Source organism: Neptuniibacter sp. 2_MG-2023, from assembly GCF_030547495.1.
Taxonomy (GTDB): domain Bacteria; phylum Pseudomonadota; class Gammaproteobacteria; order Pseudomonadales; family Balneatricaceae; genus Neptuniibacter.
The window spans coordinates 213,427-238,438 of the sequence record NZ_JAUOQC010000003.1; the positions used below are offsets into that span (position 1 = coordinate 213,427).

Here is a 25,012-nt window from a genome sequence, read left to right on the forward strand (position 1 = left end):
AACTATCCAAGTGCTTACACAGCTTGAAGAGCATCTTTATCCGCTTTTCGACTAAACATAAAGATCATAATAAAGACCGCTCCCCCTGCCAAACTTACCAACATTTGATCATGGGGCCACAAAAGAGCGATAGCACATACGCCGCATAAAGCTCGCATCACTATATTCAACGGCCCTTCTAGATAGCCTTCCATAAAGCCAACAAAAGCATATAGACCAAAGACCGCAAAGACAAATATGCTTAACACCTCTGCCGTAGTACCACCAATAAAATTGGTATAAGCAAAAAGCAAAGGAACTACATACAAACCTTTAGCAATCTTCCATGCAGTAAAGCCTGTCGCCATTGGCGGTGTTTTAGCGATCGCAGCCGCCGCAAAAGCAGTCAAACAAACAGGTGGAGTTACATTGGAATCCTGAGATAACCAGAAAATAATCATATGAGCAGACAACAAAATCATCGCTAAGGCTTCAGGAGCCAAAGCTTGATCTAGTAACTGACCTTTAAAATCAGCCGGTATAGAGCTCAATAATGCCTTAGCATCGACCTCACTCATCGGTGCCGATAATAAACTCACCTTATCCATATCAATTAACATAAATATGGTTTTGGCGGCATCAGGTAGCGTGCCGGTCACGATCAAATCCAACAAACGGCTTTCGGCCATTAATCCATAAAGTGCCGGCGCTGAAAGCGTTGCCAAAACAATATAAGCAGCCGTTACCGGCAGCCCCATACCTAAGATTAGTGAAGCGAGTGCGATCAAAACTAAAGTGATTAATAAGCTACCCCCTGCCCATTCAGTCACCATAAGTGAGAAGGTATTCCCGATCCCCGTCATTGCAACTACATTAACAACTAAGCCGACAGAGATAAGCAACATCGCTGTGGTCGCCATATTCCGTGAACCTTGGGCGAGAGAATCAAGAATCTCTTTGATTCCCATAGGGTGCTTAGATAACCAAGATGAAACCACGACCGAAATAATTGAAATACCAGCGGCGTAAGTGGGTGTAAAACCATAAACCAGCAAGGAAACTAAGACCACCAGAGGCAGTAAGAAATGCCAGCCCCCCTTAAATACTTCACCTAAAGTGCGAGTATCTATTTCGACAGCATGAGCATGACTACGTTTAGCTTCTACACGAACAAAGAAGCCAACCGATAAAAAGTACAAGAATGCAGGTAAAGCCGCGATCGCAATAATATCGAGATAAGAGATCTGCGTATAGGATGCCATAATAAATGCACCAGCCCCCATCACGGGTGGCATTAGCTGCCCACCTGTTGATGCAGCCGCTTCTACGCCCGCTGAAAAACGCGCAGGAAAGCCCGCTTTTCGCATTAATGGAATGGTAATCACACCCGTGGACACTGTGTTAGCAACTGATGATCCAGAAACTGAACCCATCAAACCAGACCCTAGTACAGCAACAAAGCCAGGCCCACCAACAAAACGGCCTGCAGCGCAACGGGAAAGATCAATAATAAAATCGCCAGCACCTGACTTAACTAAAAAGGCACCGAATAAGATAAACATGAAAACATAGGTCCAAGATATGCGAGCTATCTGGCCAAACATACCTTCAGACGAAAAATAGGAACGGTAGAGCAAGGTTTCTAAACTAAGGCCGGCAAAACCGAACATACCATCAATGTATTGACCCCACCAAAAAACATAGGTCAAAGCCACTAAAATCATTGATGGAATAAACCAACCTGTTGTTCTTCGAGCCATTTCCAAAGCGATAAAGATAGCGCTTATAGAGAAGACCCAGTCCCATTGGACAAACTTAACCCCTCTATCATAGAGAGCATCTTCAAAACCAATTAAATACAACGCACAAGCAACTGCGGCAACACCGAGCAAAAGATCCAATATTAAAGCGACTTTCTGCTTAGCTACATTCGAGGAATTAAAGACAGGGACCATCAAAGCACACAGAAATGCAAAGCCACTAAAGTGAACGGCGGCAACATAAAGCTCAGACCAAGTACCTAATGTGTTGAAATAGATATGCGCCAACGCAAAAGCGACACCTACCCAATAAATAATTTTTCCAGTGACAGAGTTCTCAGGACGCTGCGTAAGCTCTAGCCCTTTGAGTTTTTCTCTAATATCTTCTTGATCATTTACGTTCGCTTCAGTCGCCATAATTCTAATCGCTCAAACAAATTCGATGCGCAAAAACCCCATAACCTCAGATTACAATTCTGAAGAATGATGGTAACAATTGCTGGAGTAGTTATAAAAAATAGGTGGCGCAAACTTAACCTCGCTGGTAGCTAAGTTTGCACCGGTCTGAACACTTCAAACCAAAAGTAGGAGGAGAGCTGTAATAATGGACAACCCACTAAATTAATAGTTCCCTCCCAATCAAATTATTTAGCAATCAAGTGATCAGGTATCTCTATACCCATCTCTTTGTAGTAGCGCGCAGCACCTGCATGAAGTGGCACAGGTAAACCGGCGATAGATTTTTCTAACGACATTGCTTTAGTCGCTTTATGAATACCATTTAAGAATGCTAGATTTTCATAAACTGTTTTAGTCAGCAAATAAACATCTTCTTCCGAAACATCATCACGTACTGCCAAAAAGTTTGGCTGAGCCATGGTATTGATATCTTTGCTTTGACCTGGGTAAGTATTAGCGGGGATATGATATGGCGTCCACAGCTTATAATTACCATTCGCCTGCTTAATCTGCTCATCGGTAAAGTTAAGCACCGTAATGTCGCTACCTAACGCAGCGTAAGCACGAGTAATCGCTGAAGTAGGTACACCCGATGGGATATTCATCCCTTCAATCGTACCGTTTTGCAATGCATCTGCTGATGCACCGTAACCCATATACGCAAGATTAAATCCATCAGCATCAATGTTTAAGTTGCTTAAGATTGTTCTACCAGACCCTTCAGTACCAGAGTTCTTTTTACCTATAGAAAACTTTTTACCAGCTAATGCATTCATATCTGCAATCGTGCCAGTTTTCGTATGATCAGTTTTCATAACAAACTGTTCTACGTTCTGCCAAAGCATAGTTACTGAACGTAAATTTTTCTGAGGACCCGCTTCTTTAAGACGACCTTCGCCATTCCAAGCCCAAGCACCATATAAACCCTGCAGGATAGCAAACTGAGCTTCGTTTTCGCCCAATAACTTAATGTTCTCACCTGAACCTGCTGAGTTAATCGCAGACATGGAGATCTTATGTGATGGCTCAAGTTTAATTTTAGTCAACGTTGCAAGCGCAACACCTACCGGGTAATAAGTTCCACCTGTTGATGCTGTTGCCAATATATAAGAGTGTCTCTCATCAGCTGCCTGAACTAAGCCTGCCGTTCCTACTGCAGTGCTCACTGCAAGCGCTAAGCCCATACCCTTGATAAAAGTACGTTTTGTTATTGTCATCCTGTAACCCTTCTTCATTTGGTGTTTTATTATTAAATCTATTACACGATTTATAACAAGCAAACATAATGCCATCTTAAAAAATAAAATATTTACCATAAATTTCAACAAGTTAATAATCATTAACATTAAAGGCAATAAAAATAGGCAAAATTACGCTTATCAAAAGCAGGCTATATAAGCAAAAAATAGCTTATTTCAGCTAAAGACGATAAAAGCTAAGAGCAAAACAAGTAGAAGCATATAAAAATAGGCGCATAGCCACTGACTTGGGGCTGTCGGTAAAAGTGGAAGAAATTCAAAAGTATGGAAGTCACATCAAATAAGAGGATAACTACGCACAATAAGCAAAAAATCGCCTATTTAAAATAACCTTATAAATCAGATAGTAAAAATCAATCTGGGGTAAAGTCGGAGCGATGAAGACCATATTTAGCCATCTTCTGATTCAACGTACGACGCGGCAGATCAAGCATATCCATTACAGCTTTAATATTACCCTCATGCTCAGCCAACGAGCGTTTAATCACTTCGGCTTCAAAAGCTGCGACCTGAATCGCTAATGGCTGAGAGATATCCCCACTTAACTCGTTTAGCTGCATAGGCTGATCATCTGGAAACAATATAGCGGATACAGACACCCGCTTATCCAATGCGTATCTCATCGCCACATTTTTAAGTTCTCGCACATTACCAGGCCATTGATAGCTATGCAGTGCTCTTATATCTTGCTCTGGCAATATACGCGGCTCACACTCATGGCTTTGCGCTGTCATCCTCAAATAATGCTCAAACAGCAAAGGTGCATCTTCCAAACGATCCCGCAGGGGTGGTATATGTAATTGGGTGACATTAAGACGGTAAAATAGATCTTCGCGGAAGTTATCATCCACTCTCAGATCCGTTTTTGCTGCAGCAATCACTCGCAGATCCACCGCTATAGGTGCATTACCACCTAGCCTTTCAATCACTCCCTCCTGCAATGCTCGCAATAACTTAATTTGCAGATGCAAAGGCATACTCTCAATCTCATCAAGAAACAGCGTACCACCACTCGCATATTCAAATTTACCAATACGGCGCTTACTCGCCCCAGTAAACGCACCCGCTTCATGGCCAAACAACTCACTCTCTATTAATGCTTCAGGGATAGCACCACAATTAATAGGAACGAAATGCGCTTTATTTCGGGTACTAAACTCATGCAATGACTGGGCTACAAGCTCCTTTCCCGTACCGGTTTCTCCATAAATAATCACATTGGTATCTAAATCAGCTAAGGTAATAATCTCTTGCTTTAAACGCTGTATAACAGGTGATATTCCGATCAATCGTTTATCTATGCCTGTTGAGCTTGCTAAATGCTGCTGCAAACGAAGATTATCTAACATGAGGCGACGCTTTTCACAGGCGCGCTGAATCGTTTCCACTAATCGTTCTGGGTTAAAGGGCTTTTCGATAAAATCATAAGCCCCTTTCCGCATGGCCGAGATCGCCATATCTACATCCCCATGCCCGGTCACCAACACGACAGGAAGACCTGGCACCTCAGTCAATGCTAATGCCATAAACTCTAAACCGCTCATCTCGGGCATTTTCACATCACTAACGACAATCCCTCGGAAAGATTCAGAAATATGTTTAAGTGCTTCAGCGCCACTATCGCAGCCAATCACCTCAAAGCCAGCCATGGTTAGCCACTTTTCCGTTGACTTGCGTACCATTGCTTCATCATCAACAAGAAGAACGGTACCTCTGAAGTTATTTTCGTTTACACTCATTTCGCCCATAACCTTTTAATGATCCTCCGAGAAAAGAGGTAATTTCACCGTAAAAGAGGCCCCACCTAGCGGGCTCTCCCCTACTTCTATATCACCCTCTAGATCACGAATAATAGATTTCACAATAGCTAGCCCTAGACCTAATCCATCACCAATCTTTTTAGACGTTACAAATGGATCAAATAAACTATCCAATAGATCCGCAGCAATACCCATGCCCGAATCACTGATCGAAATAATGACCTTATCGCCATAGGTCACCTCGATTCTCAACTTTCGCTCAGCGCTTGTACCCATCGCATCTAAAGCATTATTAACCAGATTAACTATCACTTGCTCTAAACGAGCATTGTCGCCCAATACGTATAATGTATTTCCCGGCAGTTGCGTCGTTAATTCAACCTGCTCATCGACAATACGTTGCTTAAACAGTAACAATGAATGCTCAACCACCATCTGAACAGATACCGGTTGTTTATCCTCAGGCTTTTTATAAGCATAAGTTTTTAATTGAGAGGTAATTTGAGCCATATGCTGTGTTAGCAGATCAATCTCAGATAGATTCTCAGTTAGCATCTCAGGCTGGTTCAACAGCTGTTTACAGATCGCCACATAATTCCGAATCGCAGTTAAAGGCTGGTTAAGTTCATGAACAACCGCCGTGGACATGCGCCCTAAGGCAGCCATTTTTCCGGCCTGAATCAATTCATTTTGCGCTTCGCTTAAGGCCTTTGTTCGCTCTTCAACCTTAGTTTCTAACGAATTATTCGCCCGTTTAAGCTCCATTTCTAAGCTTTTACGGCGGGATATATCGATAACCGTTACCAAAAATCGCTTTGCTTCATCTTTTTCAAGCGCTAGGTCACGTAGAGAGGGAGACTGTTCTGGCAACATTTTTCGGACAGAGATCATTAAGGGGAATTCAGTACCGTCCCCTCTAACGCCTACCGATTCGTAACCAATCAATGGCGAAAAACCATCCCAATCTAAATTAGTCAGAAGCCGATTAACTAAAGGACCACCGTCAGCTACCACCATCTCCGCAATGGGACGGTTGAGAATCATCTTCATCATTACCGCAAACTGCTGTAACGCCATTTTATTTGCAAAACGTATTAGCCCCTGACTATCGATTAACAGTAAGCCAACTTGAGCATGATTGATAATCGCTTTCTGCTGCGCTTCATTTCGCGCTAATGCTTGACGTGTTTCATTCTGAGATCGTAGCTTTAACTGCCGCTCTCTAAACAACAGCATAAGCAAACCAAAAGCGATACAGCCACCAAATGAGAACAATGTGGCATTACGAACATTTTTATTAACCACATCGGTATCATTTAAAACCGTCACCTCCCAAGCTAAGTCATCAAGTGCGACAGAGCGCGCAAGCCAATGGCGTTTTTCTTTCTCCCACAAAGTGGTAGTAACACCATTGCTTAATTCATGTGGATATATACGCGCTTGAGCTTGGAGGTTCTCAAAACGCTGAAAAGAGCCCGTAGAGAAAAACAAGGTTCCTTTATTATCTGTAATAAGCACAGTTTCAACCGAACGAAGCTTTTGCACTAAGTTTTGCAGCTCAATCCGGACGACTGCTGCGCCAATAAAACGAGTGCCTTCATAGATAGGAGAAGACAAAAAATAGGCGGGTCGCTTTGTATCTACATTCAAACTAAATTGTCTGCCCCGATGGCCACCTTTCGCCTGTTGAAAATACGTTTGATTGTTATGGGAGCGCTGAAAAAAATCCTCTTCATCTCGCCAATGACTATAAGCCAGTGCCCTACCTTCAGTGTTTAATAAAAAAAGAGAGGAGGAACCTGCAACAAGGTTCGTTTGCTCAAGGTATAAACTCACTTCAGCGCTTTTTTCTGATTTAGAGAAAGCCAGTAGCTCTTTAACACTCACATTTTGTGAAATAAGAAAGGGTAAGTAACGATACTCGCCCAAAGCGACTCGAAGCTCGGTAATCACCTTAAGCAACTCAGCAGAGCCTTGGTCATGTAAACGCTGCAATGTCCAATCACGAGTCACATTAACCACTTGCCAAGTGAACAATAAAGTAAAAACCAGAAAAATTAGCGCCATCAGTAAACGATGTATCATTAAAGAGGTACTCATCAGGATAAACAGTCATCACCAATTAACTGTGATTTAGCCAATAGATTTAAAACAAAAGGGCATAATAGATTAAAAGCGATCATAAGGTTGTGCTATTTACCTACCCAAAGGAACAGAAACACGTAATTAAACTCATTTGAACAGTAACAGAGAGTTTATCTCTGTGTAATAATACGCACCTCGTTTTACATTGATAGATTAAATACTATGACCGATCTCCCAGCAATAATCGCTTACCAAGGTGTCCCAGGCGCCTATTCCCACTTATCCTGTCGTAAAGCTTACCCAGAGCTAGAAGCAAAAGCATGCCATACCTTTGCTGATGCGATGTTTATGGTGGATAGCGGAAAAGCGCGATTTGCAATGATCCCATTAGAGAACTCTACTGCGGGGCGAGTAGAAGAGATCTATCGCTTAATGCCACAAACGAAACTTCACATTGTTGGTGAGCATTTCGAACCGGTCAATCACTGCTTGCTTGCGCCTAAAGGCAGCAAAATAAGCGAAATTACATCGGTATCCTCTCACCCCCAAGCACTCGCACAGTGTTACGGCAATATCGCCGAGCTTGGCATTGAACCGATTGCCAGCCTTGATACGGCAGGGGCCGCTGCTGACCTCAGTGTAAATCCGAATAACAAAGGTCTAGCTGCCATCGCATCTAGCCTTGCCGCAGAACTTTACGACCTTAATATTCTACGGGATAATTTTCAGGATAAATCAGGCAACACTACACGTTTTATGATTTTGGCACGCGATAGTCATATGCCTGAGTTAAAACCAGATGTGCGCTTCATGACCTCAATCATGTTTACCGTCAGAAACATCCCTGCCGCCCTTTATAAAGCACTAGGAGGTTTTTCAACTAACGGCGTTAATATGTTGAAACTTGAAAGCTATATGGCATCAGATACGATGACGGCCACCAGTTTTCACCTTGACGTTGAAGGGCATCCCTACCAAGAGTCTATGAAATATGCTCTTCAAGAGTTAGATTTCTTTGCTAAGGAGGTACGCATAATGGGAACTTACCCTTGGCACCCTTTCCGTCTGCGTGATGATCAGATTATTGAGTAACCTATATTCCTGAAGCATATAATTAGCGCTCAAGAAATCTAAAACAGCGTAACCCACTTATCTAATATGGGCTACGCTTTAACTCATCCCCCCTTCACATTACACATCATGCAAGCGAGCTTGCTCCCTCTCCCAACGCTTTTTCATTTTATCCAACACTCTAGCAACTGCCGCAAAGCCGAAGCTGGCTGTCACACAGGTTGATGCGCCAAAACCGCCCGAACAATCTAAACGGGTATTTCCATCCGTAATACTTTTTTGTGCACAAACGGAACCGTCAGGCTGAGGATATACTAGCTGCTCAGTCGAATACACGCAGTCCACCGAAAAGCGTCTACCGCTTTTACTAAACTGATAGTTCCTACGTAATAATGAACGTACTTTAGCGGCAAGTGGGTCATGGCTGGTTTTGGATAGGTCACAGATCTCAATTCTCGTCGGATCTGTTTGTCCACCCGCTCCGCCTACAGTAATAATAGGGATCTTTCGGTAGCCACAATGGGAGATTAAAGCGGCTTTTTCTTTCACGCTATCAATGGCATCGATCACATAGTCGAAATCACTAGTAATCAACTCGGGAATATTTTCAAGGGTAATAAAATCATCAACCTCATTCACATAACATGCAGGATTAATCAGTTTAATCCGCTCAGCCATAGCTTCAACTTTAGAACGACCAATATTGCCATCTAATGCATGAATCTGGCGATTAACATTAGTAATACAGATATCATCTAAATCGATTAGTGTTATCTTCCCAACCGCAGTGCGTGCAAGCGCTTCAGCAACCCAGGAGCCGACTCCACCAACACCAATAACGCAGATATGCGCACGACTATACATATCAACAACATCAGTACCGTATAAGCGACGCGTACCACCAAATCTATTTTCAAAATCGCTGGACAACAATCTTTCCCCAACCTGTGCTAAACCTAAAAACGCAGTTCAAACACTTAATTAACTTAAAACTCTTCTTCTGTTATCTCAGTCAGAATAATATTTCCACATTTACAACATTTACCTTCAATAAAGATAATATCGTTTTGCTCATACTCTATTGGATTTTTCATTCCAAGATTGACCTCTTGGCAGTTATCACACCAAGTTTCCTCAAGGAAGGCCTTTTTCTCATCTTCATCGCGAAGGTTAAAATCACGTTCAATACGCTCATTACCACTCATCATTATTACCTTTTATTAATCGTTATTTTTGGCCATTTTAATCGATCTGGGTGCTCGAAAAAATCACTAACCACTCGTTTAAAATCACTGCCAAACAGCTCCCCTTCGTTAGGCAAGCAGGAGTAATTATACTGTTGATTGTCGTAGCTAAAACTCAAACTAAAAGCATGCAGGTAAACCCGATCAGATTGCAAACCCGCATAAAGCTGATCACCTAATATTGGTGAACCTTCACTTTTTAAAGCTACACGAATTTGGTGGGTCTTTCCTGTATATGGTTTTATGATAAACAGACGAAACCCCGGAGCTAGTGAAGTACTAAAGAACTGAGTAATCGCGGGGTTTTCTTTGCTCAACAAAAGCTTCCAGCTGCCCCGTCTCGCCTTGACCATATCGCCAATGATAGCACCTTGCTTTCGGCGAGGCTTTTTTGCAGATATTGCAAGATAGTACTTAGTGACTTTACGCTCCCGGAATAGCGCAGAGAGTGCCGCCGCAGCTTTCGCCTGTTTCGCAAAGAGCAAAAGGCCTGATGTGACTTTATCTAATCGATGTATGAGATAAAGTTCATCTAATTTAAGATCATCTTTTAACTGCATAGTTAAACCAGTGTCATTCTGGTCTTTATGGACACTAACCCCCTGAGATTTGTTAATCACAAGAAGATCGTCTGTTTGATCAATGATCTGATACACGCAAAGCCCCATAAAAAAGCGGAATAATGCGGGAGTTGATTATATTTATCAAGGAAGGGAGCTGTTTACTTGAGGAAGTAGGGTAAATATAGGCAGGAAGACACCCTGCCTAGATACAACCTAAGATAATTTCTCGATCTGCTTTAAAAACTTATCGACTTTATCTGTATATATATGAAATTCTACGCAACGATGACTGCCAACCTCTTTAAAATACTCGACTTCTAAACATGCAACATTATCTTCAATAAACTTTGCAGTAGAGAAACGATCATCACCGCCTTTTAGATTGAGAAACTTAACACTATTTGAGACCAACACTAAACGCTTATCCGTCACAGCCGCAAAACCTTTATACCATTCACGGCCCAGTACTTTTCCTTTAGGACTCAGGTGCGTCACCGTAAAGCGAACGTTGTTCTCTTTAACCAACACCTTTTCTTTGTCTATCTTTTTCTGCAATTTTTCAGAAAGATGATTCTTCGCCATATAGCCTCCAAGAAAAGCGCCCCAATGAAATTAGAGCTCTACATAGAAGAGCTTCACAGATAATAATGACAGTTTTATGAAAAACCAGAAAAGAAATAGGGATAACTAGAGCATAAAGAGGGAGGAAATTACTAATCGCAGTCTGCTCTAAAAGACTGCTTACAACCCTGTTACTTCTTTAATAAAAGGAATAGTCACCTTACGTTTAGCACTCAAAGAGGCTTGATCTAAGGTATCAAGTAACGACGTTAAATCATTCATATTACGACTTGCGCGATGAAGGAGGTAGCGAGCAACATCTTCAGAGAACTCAAGTCCGCGTGCAGTAGCCCGCATCTGAATTGCTTTAAGCTTAGTGACATCATCTAAAGCCTGAACCTGAAAAACGACCCCCCAACTTAGACGAGACGCTAAATCGGGTAAGTTAATTCCTAAATATCGCGGTGCAGAACTTGCGGCAATAATTAATATATTGCCTTGTTCACGAATACGATTGAAGAAATGGAACAACGCCTCTTCCCACTGCTTGTCACCTACCACTACATCGATACTATCTAAGCAAACAAGATCAAGATATTCCATACCATCAAGAATACCGCCACCCATATGTTTTAGCTCATCCAGAGGCAGATAAGCAGCAGTTGTGCCCGCAGGATCAGCTTCATGACAAACCGCTTGCAGTAAATGCGTACAACCAACACCCTCCCCACCCCAAATATAGATGAACTGTTCACCCTCGGCATGAGCTGCGGCTTTTAAGCTGGCGCATATTAATTCGTTACCTTGAGAATAAAAATTCTCAAAACGAGCATCGTCACGCAACCCAACGGATAATGGGATTTGAAATGGATGGTTAGTTGTCATTTGTTAACGATTCAGATTGTTCAATATCACTCGAAGAGTCATGCGCGTATAAAGCACTACTCTTATACCCTTCATTTAGGTGACGCAGTAACACCATAATTACAGCTGCAACAGGTAGTGCCAATAAAATCCCGACAAAACCAAAAAGCTGGCCGCCGGCCATAATAGCAAAAATAACAGCGACTGGGTGCAATCCTATACGATCACCAACCAGAAGTGGTGTTAATAACATCCCCTCTAATAGTTGACCAACAATAAACACCACACCCACAAAAGCCAGCACCATAGGATCTTGGAACTGCATAAAAGCCGCAACACTGGCTACAGCAATACCAATAATAAATCCCATATAGGGAACTATACTCGCAAGGCCTGCGATCATACCAACCAAGAGCGCTAGATCAAGCCCTACTATCCATAAACCTGACGCATAAACAATACCTAGCGCCAACATGACTAATAGCTGCCCTTTCATAAAAGCACCCAACACCTCATCGCATTCAGATGCCCATAGAGAGACTTTTGGCTCTAGATTACGCGGCAATAGATGCTTGATTTTATCAACCATAACATCCCAATCACGTAACAGATAAAATGTCACTACAGGAATCAAAACGAGATTCGCGACCCATGCAACAATAGCTAGGCCGGACTTTGTTATACCACCTACTAATTGCGCCATAATATCGCTCGTTTTTTGCAGATCACCCACTAAAAGTTTTTTAAGATGGGCAAAATCAAAAACAGAAGCTTCAAGGCTAAAAGTACTCAGAATCCAAGGAAAAACCTGCTCTTCAAACAAAACTATCGCTTGAGGAACCCGTTCTAATAAGGTTTGAATCTGATAACCAATTTTTGGAATAAAGATAAGAAACAACAGTGCCACTAATGCGGTCATAGCAATAAAAACAATAACCACTGAAACCGTTCTTGATAAACCAGAAGCTTCAAGACGGTCGGCAATAGGGTCAGATAGATATGCCAGTAAAGCCCCGATCAAAAAAGGTGAAAGGATCGGTGCTAACAGATAGATCACACCTGATAGTACTAAAGCTATTATTAAAAAAAACCAGCGTTGTGATTCCGTCATATCCCTATACCTATTTGTTTTAACCTTGCCAACGGTAGCTCAATATTTTGAAGCCATTAAGGTCTAATTGCTGATCCATCGCTTGAATACGAGGTTCAACGCCGATTGCTTGCTGCAGCTGCTGCTCACTTCCATCTAGCTCCAATCTCAAAACAACGTCACCACCCATCACCCTTTCAGGCTTTAGTGTACGTACGACCGGAAGGGATTTTAAGAAATCAGTCATCTGCACATAATTACTTAAGCTATTGATATTACTCACCTTAACAGCAACCCCTGATTGAAAATAGCTCAAATCATGGCTAACAACGGGATTAAACAACTGATCGGATATAGTATCTACCATTTGAGTCAAGACCGATTCTGCGTTACCTGAATAGGAAAGCCGCTCAACCTTCCCATCCTTTAAAAAGATAGCTTCTAACTGAATCACGCCCGAATTTGATTTTTGCAGCCTCGCAGCAATCACAGCATCAGGACGATAGCGTATTGAGGAGGCTTGTACTGCATCTTCAAATAACCCCCACACATCACTCACCTGTATTGCCGTCTGATCCTGCAAATCTAACAAAGGCAGTTGAATAGGAAGGCCACGAGCGCGAGCAGTTGAATTTAATAAATTAATCTCAACACTATCAGCAGAAACGAAGTCTTGATAACCCTGTTGATCAGAGACTAACCACACCAACAAGGTCGGACGCTGAATACCTAATGGCTTCACTCCAGTTTGAGTAATCAAGTGATCAACGGCAGCACTGTTATAATCAAGAAGAAGTCTTGTAACATTTTGCCCCGCAATGATTCGACTCGTAAAACTAAACTGCTGTAAAAAAGTCGATGGCGTCTGCAATTGCTGACGAATAACAGGATGCGTATTCAATGACCGTTTACCTGATACTTTTACCAGAACCTGTTTCAGGCCTTCAGTAATTTGTGCATCAGTCGGCGCCTGCGTTTCAGCGTTCACGGGTAGTTCAACGCTGTAAAGGTTACTCATAGTGCCAGCATGAGCAACGGGAGTAACAACAGCAAAAACAAATACAAGTAAGGTGATGCAATAAGTCCGCAAGACGTCCATTAAGCTGCCTCAAAGTTTGCAAACAGGAAGATGGCGTAACTGTACCACAAGCTGATAATGCTTTTTAGATGGTTTCTTATGACATTTTGTTAATTTTGCATCAGGATATGAGTGTATTAAATCCCAAGAAACGGTAGAATACGCGCAATAATTTTCTTCCATATTTTCCCTTGTACATGAAAGGTTAACTGATCCATGTCTACCGGTTCTGATAGCAGCTCACTGAGCTATAAAGATGCGGGTGTCGATATCGACGCTGGCAATGCCCTCGTTGATCGTATTAAAGGCGTAGCAAAAAGCACCGCCCGCCCAGAAGTAATGGGAGGCTTAGGTGGTTTCGGCGCACTATGTCGTATCCCTGAAGGCTATCGTAAACCTGTACTTGTTTCAGGTACTGACGGTGTCGGTACTAAACTACGTTTAGCTATGGATTTAGGTAAACACGACACTATTGGTATCGATTTAGTCGCTATGTGTGTCAACGACTTGATTGTAGCCGGCGCAGAACCTCTACTTTTCTTAGATTATTACGCGACGGGTAAACTTAACGTTGATACTGCAGCAGATGTTGTAACAGGCATAGGCAAAGGTTGCGAGCTTGCCGGAGCCGCTTTAGTCGGCGGTGAAACAGCAGAAATGCCAGGCATGTACGAAGGCGAAGATTACGACTTAGCCGGATTCTGTACAGGCGTAGTAGAAGAAGATGACATTATAGATGGTAGCCAAGTTAAAGTCGGTGACGTACTGATCGGTTTAGCCTCTTCAGGTCCCCATTCAAACGGTTACTCTTTGATTCGTAAAATCTTAGAAGTAAGCGGCACTGAATTAACTGCTGAATTAGATGGCAAACCTCTGGCTGATGCTTTAATGGCACCAACGCGGATCTATGTTAAGTCTCTGCTTAAGCTCATTAAAGAGTCACAAGTTAATGCGCTATCTCACATTACTGGCGGCGGTTTACTTGAGAATATCCCACGCGTACTTCCGGCTAACGCCAAAGCGGTAATTAATACGCAGTCTTGGACTTTGCCTCCTGTTTTCACATGGTTGCAAGAACAAGGAAATGTAGCAACAACTGAAATGTACCGTACATTTAACTGCGGCGTAGGCATGGTGATCTGTGTACCTGCTGAAAAACAAGAAGAAGCCCTTTCTATTCTGGCTGATGCCAATGAAGAGGCTTGGGTAATCGGTTCTATTGCTGAAGCAAACAACGGCGAAGAACAGGTTGAACTTGCAGGCATGGGAGTTTAATCCAGCCTATGACCAAAAGAATCGTTGTCCTGATTTCAGGTAGTGGTTCGAATCTGCAAGCTATAATGGACGCTATCGATACAGGCCAGATCAATGGCCGTATCGAAGCTGTTCTTAGCAATAAAGCCGAGGCTTTTGGCTTGCAGCGCGCCCAAAATGCTAATATTCCAGCAATCACGTTAAAACATACTGACTTTGAAGATCGCCTCAGCTTTGATCAAGCGATGATTAAAGAGATAGATCAGTATCAACCTGACCTTATTGTACTTGCTGGTTTCATGCGGATTCTGACACCGGAGTTTGTTCGTCATTATCAAGGACGGATGCTTAATATCCACCCATCCTTACTCCCTAAATATAAAGGCCTACATACACATAAGCGTGCGATTGAAGCGGGTGACAAAGAACACGGCTGCACTGTACATTTTGTGACTGAAGAGCTTGATGGGGGACCCCTTGCTGTTCAGGGTAAAGTCAGTGTCACTATGGATGATAATGAAGAGAGCTTACAGCAAAAAGTACATGCTATTGAGCATGTAATATACCCACTTGCCGTTGAGTTATACTGTACTAATAAGTTAATCTGGACTCAAAACGGGATACTTATGGATGGTAACACCCTGCCATCGCAAGGCTATCAAGTGGCTCCATTAGATTAAGAGGATATAATTATGTTTAGAATTTTATTGAGGACGCCACTTATACCTTTAGCCTCTCTTTTCTTCTTAACAACCCCTCTTCATGCTGACGTATCTGTATTTACACCCTTTACAGCATCCTATGAATTAGATTGGGATGGCCCTATTTCAGTGAGTGGCGACACAATTCGCCAACTAAAAAAGTCACCCGATGATAGCTGGACGTTCGAATCTAAAGCTAACTCTATGTTTGCCAGCATATTCGAAAAAAGCCACTTCCAATGGAACGACAAAGCACTCTCACCTCTTCATTACACATTTAAGCGCAGCGTTTTTGGCAAAAAACGTAACGCAGAAATCAGCTTTGACTGGGAAAACAATCGCGTTACTAATGAAGTAGACGATAAACCTTGGCAGATGGATGTGACCCCCGGCGTACAAGATAAAATAAGTTACCAAATGCTACTCCAGCAGGAGCTAGCTAAAGGGGAAACCAGTTTTATCTATCAAGTTGCCGATGGCGGTATTTTAAAAGAGTATAAATTCCAAGTAGATGGCCAAGAGGTAATTGAAGCTCCTATAGGCGTCTATGAAACTATTAGAGTAAAACGTGTTCGTGAAGAGAACAGCCCAAGGCAAACCTATATCTGGTTTGCCCCAGAACTCAACTATCAAATAATTAAGCTCAAACAGATAGAGAAAAAAGATAAAGCTTATACTCTATTACTGAAAGAGCTAACATTCTAAGTTAATCTATTTCAGGAATCCAGCCTGCAGGCATTGCACTAAAGCGGCTAAACAGGTCGGATTCCCGCTGCTCATCCCTCAAATCTGCCAATAGAATCCTAGAATTATCTAGAAATAAAACAGCCGTTTGCGCTCTAAGTCCCGTATGGATATCTTGATAAGGTTCAGAAAAAACCAAACGACTTTGTGTGTCAGCAGAGCCTAACAACTCAAAAAAGTATGGCCGCCAACTCCAATTATATCCATTATGGCTATTATCCTTGATCCAACCTTTATCACTATTTTCATAGTTTGGTGAGATCTGATTACCTAACCGATCACAAAGATAGAAACGTAATAGGTGGTCTGCAGCAACAAAATGCTCTAAATCCCCATCATCATTTGCGGCTCTTAGCACCTCACGAAGGGACAATAACTCCGCTTTTATTTTATCCGCTCGCCAATGACTACGTGAGGTTGCCTCTATAGCACGATCACGGTAATGGCTTAATAAGTTTCTCACCTTTACGACAGTACTATCCGGCGCTTCCATTTTCTCAGTGGCAGCTGAAAACAAAAAGCCTTGAACGTAAACCGCATTACAACTCAATGCTAAGTAATACTCATCTTCCGTTTCCACGCCTTCACACAGTACTTTACTACCAAGTTTAGACGCTAATTCACCCAACATCTGTATCATAGATGACCTACGATCATCTTCAGCACCGCTCTTTATAAGCGTCATATCAAGTTTAATAATATCGGGTTTCAACAGCGCGATTCGATCAAGCTGAGAGAAGCCTGTACCAAAATCATCTATAGCAACTCTAAACCCTTGTTCACGATAGCGATCCACTAAACGCTCAATCACATCAAGATCACCATCTAACTCTGTAATCTCTATAACAACTTTGGAACTATCTGCTGCAAGTGATTTAATCATTTCAAGAGTCGGTAAATTCTCTAATGACTCTAAATACTGTAACCACTCAGGAGAAATATTAATGCTCAAAAAGGTATCGTCGGGAAGCGCTTCAAGTTGCTTTAACGCTTTTAATCGAACATCTCGATCCAACACAATACGTTCTTTAACATCAATAGTGTGATCCGAAAAGAGCCCGCCGGCTGAAACCACATTACCCGCTGAATCCTTCATACGCGCTAAAGCTTCATAACCGGCTATACGTCCTGTAGCCGTTTCAATAATGGGCTGAAAATAAGGAAAAACTGTAACGCTCATATATAAAACTCTACCCTTACTTAACTCTAAACCAATTTGGAATACTTAATTCCAAATCAATAATTTAAATTCACGAAGATACTGAACTACCTTTGCGTTTATTTTTTTTAGATTCATACATACGTTGATCAGCAAGCAATAGAAGATCGTAACTATCTTTAGAATCTGCAGGATAAGTTGATACACCCACACTACAATCCAAAAAGATCTCTTCTCCCTCCCAATCAAAAGGTCTTTGAAAAACATCGCCTATCGCCTTACGACAACTTTCAAAAGCCTCATCATCTTTTACATCTATCATTAAAACTACAAATTCATCCCCACCATAACGAGCAACAAAATCTGATTTCCTAACAGCATTTTTTAATCGATTAGAAAATTTCTTTAAAAGAATATCACCAACCCCATGCCCAAACAGGTCATTTACTGGCTTAAACTTATCAAGATCAATAAAGAAAATCCCTAACTTACCTTCATATCGCTCAGCTCGAGCCACCTCGAGTTCCAATCTATCTAACAAGCCTCGTCTATTACCAAGCCCCGTAAGAAGATCATGACTGGCAAGATAAGATAAATGCTCCTGAACCTCCATATGGTGGCTAATATCATTGATCGTCGTTATCAAAAACTGCTTTCCATTTAAGACAAAGCTACGTTTTAATAATTCAATTTTTATAGCCTCACCCGTTGCAGTTACAGCAAAGGTTTCATCATTCTCGACTCTAAAAAGCTTAGTCTCGGTCAGCTTCAAAAAGTCCTTTTTTGAATAACCAAACTTTTCTAAGCTCATAGCATTGGCAAACTGAACTTCACCTTTTTCATTAAAGACAATCAAACAAGCTGCAGCACTATTGACTAAATGCATGAAGCTTTGCATTAACATTTCAGTCTCTTCCGAGCGTTTGTTATAGAGCCTAACAATGATCGCAAAATTCAATAACGCTAACACAAAAGCAAATGCCTGAACCCAGCGCAGGCTTGTTGTCTTCTCTGCCGCCATCTGCTCAATTCGAAAAGTTAAGGCATTCATGAGACCAAGCATTTTTAAATTACTGTTTTTACTGATCTCTAATGCGCTATTAAAAGCGACTTGATCTTCAGGATTCTCAAGCAGCCTTTCTATATGCAAACCTAAGGCTTCAATCAACCCACGGGTTTCAGACACAAACTGCAGAGCAATAGGGTCTGACAAACCTGGAAATTTTTTACTATTACCTAAACCGCCAACAGCATCGCCACCCTCTTCAAAAACAACCAATGTAGAGAGGAATAATTTATAGACATACTCCAACTCTTTTTTATAGGTAACTGAACTCATCTGATCATCAGACATTAAAAGCAAAACTTTCGTCATTCGCTGCGACAACATCCTCTGTCTGCCAGCTATATTTATGGCTAATGCATCATCTTCAACTTGCTGAGTAATGAAGAAATTTATGCCCAAAGCAGTGCAGTCAAGCACCAAAAAGAAGCATATAACAATAGTTATAACGCTTTTCCCTTTATAGGGTCTGCTCAAAGCTGCATGCGCCATAAGATCAGTCCTTTTGATATCACTATTTTTTTCAAAACAGCTCGATTACGAATTAAAGCAATAAACAGACCAAAGAAATCAAACTCTCAGTATAAGACTATAAATAATCTTCCTCCTTAGACTCCTGAAGATACAAACAGTTAAAATTTAGTGTAGGAATCTAACTCTTTTTCGACTGGGATTTGCCACTTAGATAATAGCTCTCGCGCACTAACAAATTTCTTTTCTGCATCAATTCTTAAATGCTCCAGTGATCCAGTCATCCCAGCCCGAACCCTAAGCATTTGATATTTAAACAAAGGAATTAATTTTCGCTCTAAACGAACAGAGCAAACTTTATCCTGCTGCATCACAACAGCAGGATCTGAAGTTTCAAAAAGTTCAGCTTCTAACTGAACCAACTGCTGAGTATGCGCACATAATTCTCGCTGCTCTAACGCAGCGATAGCCGTGAACACATAAGGTCCTGAAATAGGCGTAAAAGAAGCAATAGCCGTTTCAACACGTCTTTCTGTACGACGTTCTGCCTCAAGTAACTCGTTTTTTCGATAGTTAAGAAACCCCTTTTGGATCTTATCAATCGAACCCTGTAATGTTTTATTTTCTTTTGTTAAATCATAGTTCTCTTGACTGAATTGCTGCATAGACGCCAGATCACCAAGCTTTTTGTACTCTGACAACTCAGTTTTAAGCATATAACAATAAAAACCAACCCCCGCAGCAACAAGAACAGCCGCCGCAGCTACACCACCTAATACAATAGTTTTATTCATAAGAATTAATCAACAATCGTCAAATTACGGTTAACATCACAATAGTTGCTGAATTATCCAGTCGTCAAACTAAACAGCAAGAAACTAAAACAAAAAAAGGCAGCCGAAGCTGCCTTTTTCTTAACAGGAGGTAGCTTACCAGCCTGTAAGTTCTTTCAAAGCATCACCGATTTGAGCCAAAGAACGTACAGTCTTAACACCTGCATCTTCAAGGGCTGCAAACTTCTCATCAGCAGTACCTTTACCGCCAGAGATAATCGCACCGGCATGACCCATACGCTTACCTGCAGGTGCAGTAACACCAGCAATGTAAGATACAACAGGCTTAGTTACATTTGCTTTGATATAAGCAGCCGCTTCTTCTTCAGCTGTACCACCGATTTCACCGATCATAACAATCGCTTCAGTCTGTGGATCATTCTGGAACATTTCCAAAATATCGATGAAGTTAGAACCTGGAATTGGGTCACCACCAATACCTACACAGGTAGACTGGCCAAAGCCAGCATCTGTAGTCTGCTTCACAGCTTCGTAAGTCAACGTACCTGAACGAGAAACGATACCAACTTTACCCGGTAAGTGAATGTGACCTGGCATAATACCAATTTTACATTCGCCTGGCGTAATAACACCTGGGCAGTTAGGGCCGATTAGGCGCACGCCTAGCTCGTCACATTTAACTTTACACTGAAGCATATCCATAACAGGAATATGCTCAGTGATACAAACGATCAGCTTAATTCCACTATTCGCTGCTTCAAGGATAGAATCCTTACAAAAAGGAGCAGGAACATAGATAACAGACGCTTCTGCGCCTGTTTCAGCAACAGCTTCAGCAACCGTGTTAAATACAGGTAGACCTAGGTGAGTAGAACCACCTTTACCTGGTGTAACACCGCCAACCATTTTAGTGCCATAGGCAATTGCTTGTTCAGAGTGGAAGGTACCCTGACCACCAGTGAAACCCTGACAGATTACTTTGGTGTCTTTATTAATCAAAACGGACATTATTTACCCTCCGCTGCGTTTACTGCCTGCTGTGCTGCGTCAGTCAAGCTAGTAGCTGCGATGATATCAAGACCAGATTCAGCTAATAGCTTAGAACCTAGTTCAGCATTGTTACCTTCCAGACGTACAACAACCGGTACGTTTACCCCAACTTCTTTAACTGCACCAATAATACCTTCAGCAATTAGATCGCAACGTACGATACCACCAAAGATGTTAACTAATACTGTTTTAACTTTGTCATCAGCTAGGATTAATTTGAACGCTTCAGTAACACGTTCTTTAGTCGCACCGCCGCCAACATCAAGGAAGTTAGCTGGGAAGCCTCCGTGCAATGCAACGATATCCATCGTACCCATTGCTAGGCCTGCACCGTTAACCATGCAGCCAATAGTGCCATCTAGAGCAACGTAGTTCAGATCCCACTCAGCAGCATGCGCTTCACGCTCATCTTCTTGAGATGGATCATGCATCGCCTGAAGGTCTTTATGACGGTATACAGCATTACCATCAATCGCTACTTTAGCGTCTAGGCAGTGCAGGTTACCTGCATCAGTAATAACAAGAGGGTTGATCTCCAGTAATGCAAGATCTTTCTCTTCGAACATTTTTGCTAGACCAAGGAAAATATGAACGAACTGTTTAATCTGGTCACCTTGTAGGCCCAATTTAAATGCTAGTTCACGACCCTGATATGGCTGAGCACCCGTCAAAGGATCAATTTCAGCTTTCAGGATTTTCTCAGGAGTTTCTTCAGCAACCTTCTCAATTTCAACGCCACCTTCAGTAGATGCCATGAAAATAATACGACGAGAAGAACGATCAACTACTGCGCCAAGATAAAGCTCATTAGCGATATCAGTACAGTCTTCAACCAAAATTTTTGCTACCGGCTGACCATTAGCGTCAGTCTGATAAGTTACAAGGTTTTTACCAAGCCAGTTAGCTGCGAATTCAGCTGCTTCAGCAGGAGAATCAACCAACTTTACGCCGCCAGCCTTACCGCGGCCACCTGCGTGAACCTGCGTTTTAACAACCCACTTATCACCGCCAATTTTCTCAGCCGCTGCCGCAGCAGCTTCCGGAGTATCTACCGCGATTCCTTTAGAAACCGGCAGACCATATTCGGCAAACAGCTGTTTGCCCTGGTACTCATGAAGATTCATGCTCTAATCCGTTGTGTTGTCACTATATGATTTTTCTGTATCGAAAGTCTAAATACGCTTTCGTAACAGCCCTGTTGGGTTCAACAACAAGTATTGCTAAACAGCTAGCTGCGCCGTTGCAGCTAGCCGAGTCAAAACACTAAGTTATTAGCGTTTTTTGCGGTTCGCCATATGAATGGCGTGACCATCAACCGCTAAGGCTGCTTCATGAATGGCTTCACTCACTGTTGGGTGAGCAAAGACAGTCAATTGCAGATCTTCTGCACTAGAGCAGAATTCCATAGCAATTGCCGCTTGGCCGATCAATTCGGACGCAATAGCGCCAACCATATGAACGCCCAAAATACGATCAGTCTCTTCACATGCAATAATTTTAACAAAACCTTCAGTTTCGTTAGCAGCCATTGCACGGCCAGAGGCGGCAAATGGGAATTTACCCACTTTCACTTTTACGCCTTCAGCTTTAAGTTCCTGCTCGGTTTTACCTACCCACGCCAATTCAGGGTGTGTGTAGATAATATTAGGAATAACATCATAATTAAGCTGGGCATGGTGGCCGGCAATAATATCTGCAACCATGATGCCCTCTTCTGATGCTTTATGCGCCAACATAGGCCCACGCACAGAGTCACCAATAGCATAAACACCTGGAACACCCGTTTCACACTGTTCGTTCACAAAGATGAAACCACGCTCATCTAAGTTCACGCCAGAGTCATCCGCTAATAGACCTTGTGTCTGAGGCTTACGGCCAACAGCAACAATCAGCTTATCAACGACAATCTCTTTATCACCTTCGGCATCAGCGAACTTAACTTTCACTTCTTTGCCATCGATGATCTCAGTACCTGTACAACGGGCACCTAGCTTAATATCTAGATTCTGTTTCTTGAAAAGTTTAGCCGCTTCTTTAGCAACGTCTTTATCTGTCAGAGCCAGAAAATCATCCATTGCTTCAAGTACAGTAACTTCGGTACCTAAACGCGCCCAAACAGAACCCATTTCAAGACCGATAACACCGGCACCAATAACACCTAAACGTTTAGGTGTTTCATCGATATTTAGTGCGCCTTCGTTATCAAGAATCAAACCTTCTGTTAATGGAGCAGGAGGGATCTCAACAGGAACAGAACCTGATGCCAAAATCACATTGTCAGCAGCATAAGTGCTAGTAGAACCATCGGCAGCCGTTACTTCAACCTGCTTATTGCCCTGTAGCTTACCCATACCCTGAAGAACAGTAACACCGTTCGCTTTAAACAGACCGGCAATACCACCCGTTAAGTTTTTAACGATGGAGTCCTTACGCGCAACCATTTTCTTAACATCCATGGTTACATCGCTAGTCATAATCCCATGAACATCAGCATGCTGAGCATTATGGAACTGGTGCGTAGACTCTAGTAAAGCTTTTGAAGGGATACAACCAACGTTCAGGCATGTTCCGCCTAAAACTGCAGCACCTTTTTCATCTATCCACTTTTCAACACAAGCAGTTTTTAAACCAAGCTGAGCTGCACGAATAGCAGCTACGTAACCGCCAGGACCTGCACCTATAACAATAACGTCAAATTTATCAGACATGTTTTACCCTATCTTCACTCTATACTTGTTAAGGACTGACTTTAGACTTCCAGGAGCATACGTGCAGGATCTTCCAGGAGATCTTTAATAGTCACTAGGAATTGTACAGCTTCCTTACCATCAATCATACGGTGATCATATGACAGAGCTAGGTACATCATTGGTAAGATTTCCACCTGCCCATTCACCGCCATTGGACGCTCTTGGATCTTATGCATACCCAAAATTGCCGTTTGTGGTGGATTTAAGATAGGTGTAGACATCAAAGAACCAAATACACCACCATTAGTAATAGTGAATGTACCGCCCTGCATGTCATCCATACCTAACTTACCATCACGGCCACGCTTACCAAAATCAGCAATAGTCCCTTCTACATCAGCTAAGCTCATCGCATCAGTATCACGTAGAACCGGAACCATTAAACCGCGTTCAGTTGATACAGCAACACCAATATCTTGATATCCGTGATAAACCATATCATTGCCATCAATAGAGGCATTAACCGCTGGGAATTTCTTAAGCGCTTCAGTCGCAGCTTTTACAAAGAAAGACATGAACCCTAAACGCGTACCGTTATGCGTTTTCTCGAACAGGTCTTTATATTGCTTACGAAGTTCCATTACAGGCTTCATGTTAACTTCATTATAAGTTGTTAACATAGCCGCACTTTGCTGAGCTTCTACAAGACGCTTAGCAATAGTCGCACGTAGACGCGTCATTGGAACTCGCTTCTCTACACGCTCACCTACAGCAACATTCACACTTGGTGCTGCTGGAGCTGCGGCCGCTGGAGCAGGCGCGGCAGCTGCTGGGGCTGGTGCAGGAGCACCATTTTTCATAAAGTTTTGAACGTCTTCTTTAGTGATACCGCCATTTTTCCCAGTACCTGGGATAGCAGAAGCATCTAAACCGTTCTCTTCAATCAACTTACGCGCTGCAGGCCCTACTTTATCTGCATCACCCGTAGATTCCGCTACTGCTTCAGTAGCAGCAGGAGCAGCGCTACCCGCAGCACCCGCCGTGAAATGAGCGATAACTTCATCACTTAAAACGGTCTCACCTTCACCTTTTAGGATGTCAGCGATCACACCATCTTGTGGTGCTACAACTTCTAAAACAACTTTATCAGTTTCGATATCTACAATCAGATCATCAGCAGAACACGCTTCACCAGGTTGTTTGTGCCAAGTTGCAATTGTGCCGTCTGCTACTGATTCAGGGAACGTCGGCGCTTTGATTTCGATGGACATATTTTTTCCTTTATCGTTATCACCGTCAGGCGATTAAAAATT

At 42.3% G+C, this 25,012-nt stretch carries 22 protein-coding genes; 4 read left to right on the forward strand and 18 right to left on the reverse strand.

Annotated elements, in window-relative coordinates; genetic code table 11:
* Positions 1-14: 14 nt before the first annotated feature.
* The 4 genes from Q4486_RS04850 to Q4486_RS04865 form a co-directional block, all read right to left on the reverse strand.
* Positions 15-2,156, reverse strand: a complete 2,142-nt coding sequence (locus Q4486_RS04850) for a TRAP transporter fused permease subunit (protein WP_303518557.1) — start codon at positions 2,154-2,156, stop codon at positions 15-17.
* A 227-nt stretch (positions 2,157-2,383) separates the two neighbouring features.
* The gene (locus Q4486_RS04855) at positions 2,384-3,415 is read right to left on the reverse strand and encodes a TAXI family TRAP transporter solute-binding subunit (RefSeq protein WP_303417131.1); all 1,032 of its coding nucleotides are present in this window, start codon (positions 3,413-3,415) and stop codon (positions 2,384-2,386) included.
* A gap of 395 nt (positions 3,416-3,810) precedes the next feature.
* On the reverse strand, positions 3,811-5,196 hold the full coding sequence (locus Q4486_RS04860; RefSeq protein ID WP_303417133.1) for a sigma-54 dependent transcriptional regulator: 1,386 nt from the start codon (positions 5,194-5,196) through the stop codon (positions 3,811-3,813).
* Between the two features lie 15 nt (positions 5,197-5,211).
* Positions 5,212-7,302, reverse strand: coding sequence for an ATP-binding protein (locus tag Q4486_RS04865; RefSeq protein ID WP_303518558.1), 2,091 nt, complete (start codon positions 7,300-7,302; stop codon positions 5,212-5,214).
* A 222-nt stretch (positions 7,303-7,524) separates the two neighbouring features.
* Here Q4486_RS04865 and Q4486_RS04870 point away from each other — a divergent pair, with 222 nt between their 5' ends.
* The gene (locus Q4486_RS04870; protein WP_303417137.1) at positions 7,525-8,394 is read left to right on the forward strand and encodes a prephenate dehydratase; all 870 of its coding nucleotides are present in this window, start codon (positions 7,525-7,527) and stop codon (positions 8,392-8,394) included.
* A gap of 99 nt (positions 8,395-8,493) precedes the next feature.
* On the opposite strand, the gene tcdA is transcribed toward Q4486_RS04870, so the two are convergent.
* From tcdA to Q4486_RS04905, 7 genes are all read right to left on the reverse strand, one after another.
* Complete coding sequence (gene tcdA / locus Q4486_RS04875) at positions 8,494-9,303, reverse strand: tRNA cyclic N6-threonylcarbamoyladenosine(37) synthase TcdA (RefSeq protein ID WP_303518559.1); 810 nt, start codon at positions 9,301-9,303, stop codon at positions 8,494-8,496.
* Positions 9,304-9,359: 56 nt separating this feature from the next.
* Complete coding sequence (locus Q4486_RS04880; protein ID WP_303417141.1) at positions 9,360-9,578, reverse strand: hypothetical protein; 219 nt, start codon at positions 9,576-9,578, stop codon at positions 9,360-9,362.
* A 5-nt stretch (positions 9,579-9,583) separates the two neighbouring features.
* Positions 9,584-10,273, reverse strand: a complete 690-nt coding sequence (locus Q4486_RS04885; RefSeq protein ID WP_303417143.1) for a TIGR01621 family pseudouridine synthase — start codon at positions 10,271-10,273, stop codon at positions 9,584-9,586.
* Positions 10,274-10,393: 120 nt separating this feature from the next.
* Positions 10,394-10,762 carry a hypothetical protein gene (locus Q4486_RS04890; protein ID WP_303417145.1) on the reverse strand — a complete coding sequence of 123 codons (369 nt, stop codon included), beginning with the start codon at positions 10,760-10,762 and terminating at the stop codon, positions 10,394-10,396.
* Positions 10,763-10,921: 159 nt separating this feature from the next.
* Positions 10,922-11,626: a DnaA regulatory inactivator Hda gene (gene hda, locus Q4486_RS04895; RefSeq protein WP_303417147.1), complete on the reverse strand. Its 705-nt coding sequence runs from the start codon at positions 11,624-11,626 to the stop codon at positions 10,922-10,924.
* Positions 11,616-12,716, reverse strand: a complete 1,101-nt coding sequence (locus tag Q4486_RS04900; protein ID WP_303417149.1) for an AI-2E family transporter — start codon at positions 12,714-12,716, stop codon at positions 11,616-11,618. Before Q4486_RS04900 ends, hda begins: the two co-directional genes overlap by 11 nt.
* Before the next feature lie 19 nt (positions 12,717-12,735).
* Positions 12,736-13,794: a DUF2066 domain-containing protein gene (locus Q4486_RS04905; RefSeq protein WP_303518560.1), complete on the reverse strand. Its 1,059-nt coding sequence runs from the start codon at positions 13,792-13,794 to the stop codon at positions 12,736-12,738.
* Between the two features lie 195 nt (positions 13,795-13,989).
* On the opposite strand from Q4486_RS04905, the gene purM reads away from it, so the two are divergent.
* Genes purM through Q4486_RS04920 form a run of 3 tightly spaced genes read left to right on the forward strand, consistent with a single transcriptional unit; the run spans position 13,990 to position 16,433 of the window.
* The gene (gene purM, locus Q4486_RS04910; protein ID WP_303518561.1) at positions 13,990-15,048 is read left to right on the forward strand and encodes a phosphoribosylformylglycinamidine cyclo-ligase; all 1,059 of its coding nucleotides are present in this window, start codon (positions 13,990-13,992) and stop codon (positions 15,046-15,048) included.
* Positions 15,049-15,056: 8 nt separating this feature from the next.
* A complete protein-coding gene (gene purN, locus Q4486_RS04915) occupies positions 15,057-15,707 on the forward strand; it encodes a phosphoribosylglycinamide formyltransferase (RefSeq protein ID WP_303518562.1) in 651 nt (216 codons plus the stop codon).
* 12 nt (positions 15,708-15,719) lie between these two features.
* A complete protein-coding gene (locus Q4486_RS04920; protein ID WP_303518563.1) occupies positions 15,720-16,433 on the forward strand; it encodes a DUF3108 domain-containing protein in 714 nt (237 codons plus the stop codon).
* A gap of 1 nt (position 16,434) precedes the next feature.
* On the opposite strand, the gene Q4486_RS04925 is transcribed toward Q4486_RS04920, so the two are convergent.
* The 7 genes from Q4486_RS04925 to odhB form a co-directional block, all read right to left on the reverse strand.
* Positions 16,435-17,652, reverse strand: coding sequence for an EAL domain-containing protein (locus tag Q4486_RS04925; RefSeq protein WP_303417159.1), 1,218 nt, complete (start codon positions 17,650-17,652; stop codon positions 16,435-16,437).
* Between the two features lie 70 nt (positions 17,653-17,722).
* Entirely contained in the window at positions 17,723-19,186 is a 1,464-nt protein-coding gene (locus tag Q4486_RS04930) for a diguanylate cyclase (RefSeq protein WP_303518565.1), read from the reverse strand.
* Positions 19,187-19,326: 140 nt separating this feature from the next.
* Positions 19,327-19,959 carry a hypothetical protein gene (locus tag Q4486_RS04935; RefSeq protein ID WP_303417163.1) on the reverse strand — a complete coding sequence of 211 codons (633 nt, stop codon included), beginning with the start codon at positions 19,957-19,959 and terminating at the stop codon, positions 19,327-19,329.
* A gap of 135 nt (positions 19,960-20,094) precedes the next feature.
* On the reverse strand, positions 20,095-20,967 hold the full coding sequence (gene sucD / locus Q4486_RS04940) for a succinate--CoA ligase subunit alpha (protein WP_067867012.1): 873 nt from the start codon (positions 20,965-20,967) through the stop codon (positions 20,095-20,097).
* Complete coding sequence (sucC, locus tag Q4486_RS04945; RefSeq protein ID WP_303417167.1) at positions 20,967-22,133, reverse strand: ADP-forming succinate--CoA ligase subunit beta; 1,167 nt, start codon at positions 22,131-22,133, stop codon at positions 20,967-20,969. The genes sucD and sucC overlap by 1 nt, the downstream gene beginning before the upstream one ends.
* A gap of 147 nt (positions 22,134-22,280) precedes the next feature.
* Positions 22,281-23,717: a dihydrolipoyl dehydrogenase gene (gene lpdA / locus Q4486_RS04950; protein ID WP_303417169.1), complete on the reverse strand. Its 1,437-nt coding sequence runs from the start codon at positions 23,715-23,717 to the stop codon at positions 22,281-22,283.
* Between the two features lie 41 nt (positions 23,718-23,758).
* Positions 23,759-24,970: a 2-oxoglutarate dehydrogenase complex dihydrolipoyllysine-residue succinyltransferase gene (odhB, locus tag Q4486_RS04955; RefSeq protein WP_303518566.1), complete on the reverse strand. Its 1,212-nt coding sequence runs from the start codon at positions 24,968-24,970 to the stop codon at positions 23,759-23,761.
* Positions 24,971-25,012: the final 42 nt, after the last annotated feature.

Bases quoted from the DNA above. Each gene is read 5' to 3' on its own strand.
- Q4486_RS04900 (WP_303417149.1), bottom strand. From the start codon at position 12,716: ATGACGGAATCACAACGCTGGTTTTTTTTAATAATAGCTTTAGTACTA.
- lpdA (WP_303417169.1), bottom strand. From the start codon at position 23,717: ATGTCTGATAAATTTGACGTTATTGTTATAGGTGCAGGTCCTGGCGGT.
- Q4486_RS04850 (WP_303518557.1), bottom strand. From the start codon at position 2,156: ATGGCGACTGAAGCGAACGTAAATGATCAAGAAGATATTAGAGAAAAA.
- purN (WP_303518562.1), top strand. From the start codon at position 15,057: ATGACCAAAAGAATCGTTGTCCTGATTTCAGGTAGTGGTTCGAATCTG.
- Q4486_RS04855 (WP_303417131.1), bottom strand. From the start codon at position 3,415: ATGACAATAACAAAACGTACTTTTATCAAGGGTATGGGCTTAGCGCTT.
- Q4486_RS04865 (WP_303518558.1), bottom strand. From the start codon at position 7,302: ATGATACATCGTTTACTGATGGCGCTAATTTTTCTGGTTTTTACTTTA.
- Q4486_RS04870 (WP_303417137.1), top strand. From the start codon at position 7,525: ATGACCGATCTCCCAGCAATAATCGCTTACCAAGGTGTCCCAGGCGCC.
- Q4486_RS04890 (WP_303417145.1), bottom strand. From the start codon at position 10,762: ATGGCGAAGAATCATCTTTCTGAAAAATTGCAGAAAAAGATAGACAAA.
- sucD (WP_067867012.1), bottom strand. From the start codon at position 20,967: ATGTCCGTTTTGATTAATAAAGACACCAAAGTAATCTGTCAGGGTTTC.
- purM (WP_303518561.1), top strand. From the start codon at position 13,990: ATGTCTACCGGTTCTGATAGCAGCTCACTGAGCTATAAAGATGCGGGT.
- hda (WP_303417147.1), bottom strand. From the start codon at position 11,626: ATGACAACTAACCATCCATTTCAAATCCCATTATCCGTTGGGTTGCGT.
- sucC (WP_303417167.1), bottom strand. From the start codon at position 22,133: ATGAATCTTCATGAGTACCAGGGCAAACAGCTGTTTGCCGAATATGGT.
- Q4486_RS04860 (WP_303417133.1), bottom strand. From the start codon at position 5,196: ATGAGTGTAAACGAAAATAACTTCAGAGGTACCGTTCTTCTTGTTGAT.
- odhB (WP_303518566.1), bottom strand. From the start codon at position 24,970: ATGTCCATCGAAATCAAAGCGCCGACGTTCCCTGAATCAGTAGCAGAC.
- Q4486_RS04920 (WP_303518563.1), top strand. From the start codon at position 15,720: ATGTTTAGAATTTTATTGAGGACGCCACTTATACCTTTAGCCTCTCTT.
- Q4486_RS04935 (WP_303417163.1), bottom strand. From the start codon at position 19,959: ATGAATAAAACTATTGTATTAGGTGGTGTAGCTGCGGCGGCTGTTCTT.
- Q4486_RS04925 (WP_303417159.1), bottom strand. From the start codon at position 17,652: ATGAGCGTTACAGTTTTTCCTTATTTTCAGCCCATTATTGAAACGGCT.
- Q4486_RS04930 (WP_303518565.1), bottom strand. From the start codon at position 19,186: ATGGCGCATGCAGCTTTGAGCAGACCCTATAAAGGGAAAAGCGTTATA.
- Q4486_RS04905 (WP_303518560.1), bottom strand. From the start codon at position 13,794: ATGGACGTCTTGCGGACTTATTGCATCACCTTACTTGTATTTGTTTTT.
- Q4486_RS04880 (WP_303417141.1), bottom strand. From the start codon at position 9,578: ATGAGTGGTAATGAGCGTATTGAACGTGATTTTAACCTTCGCGATGAA.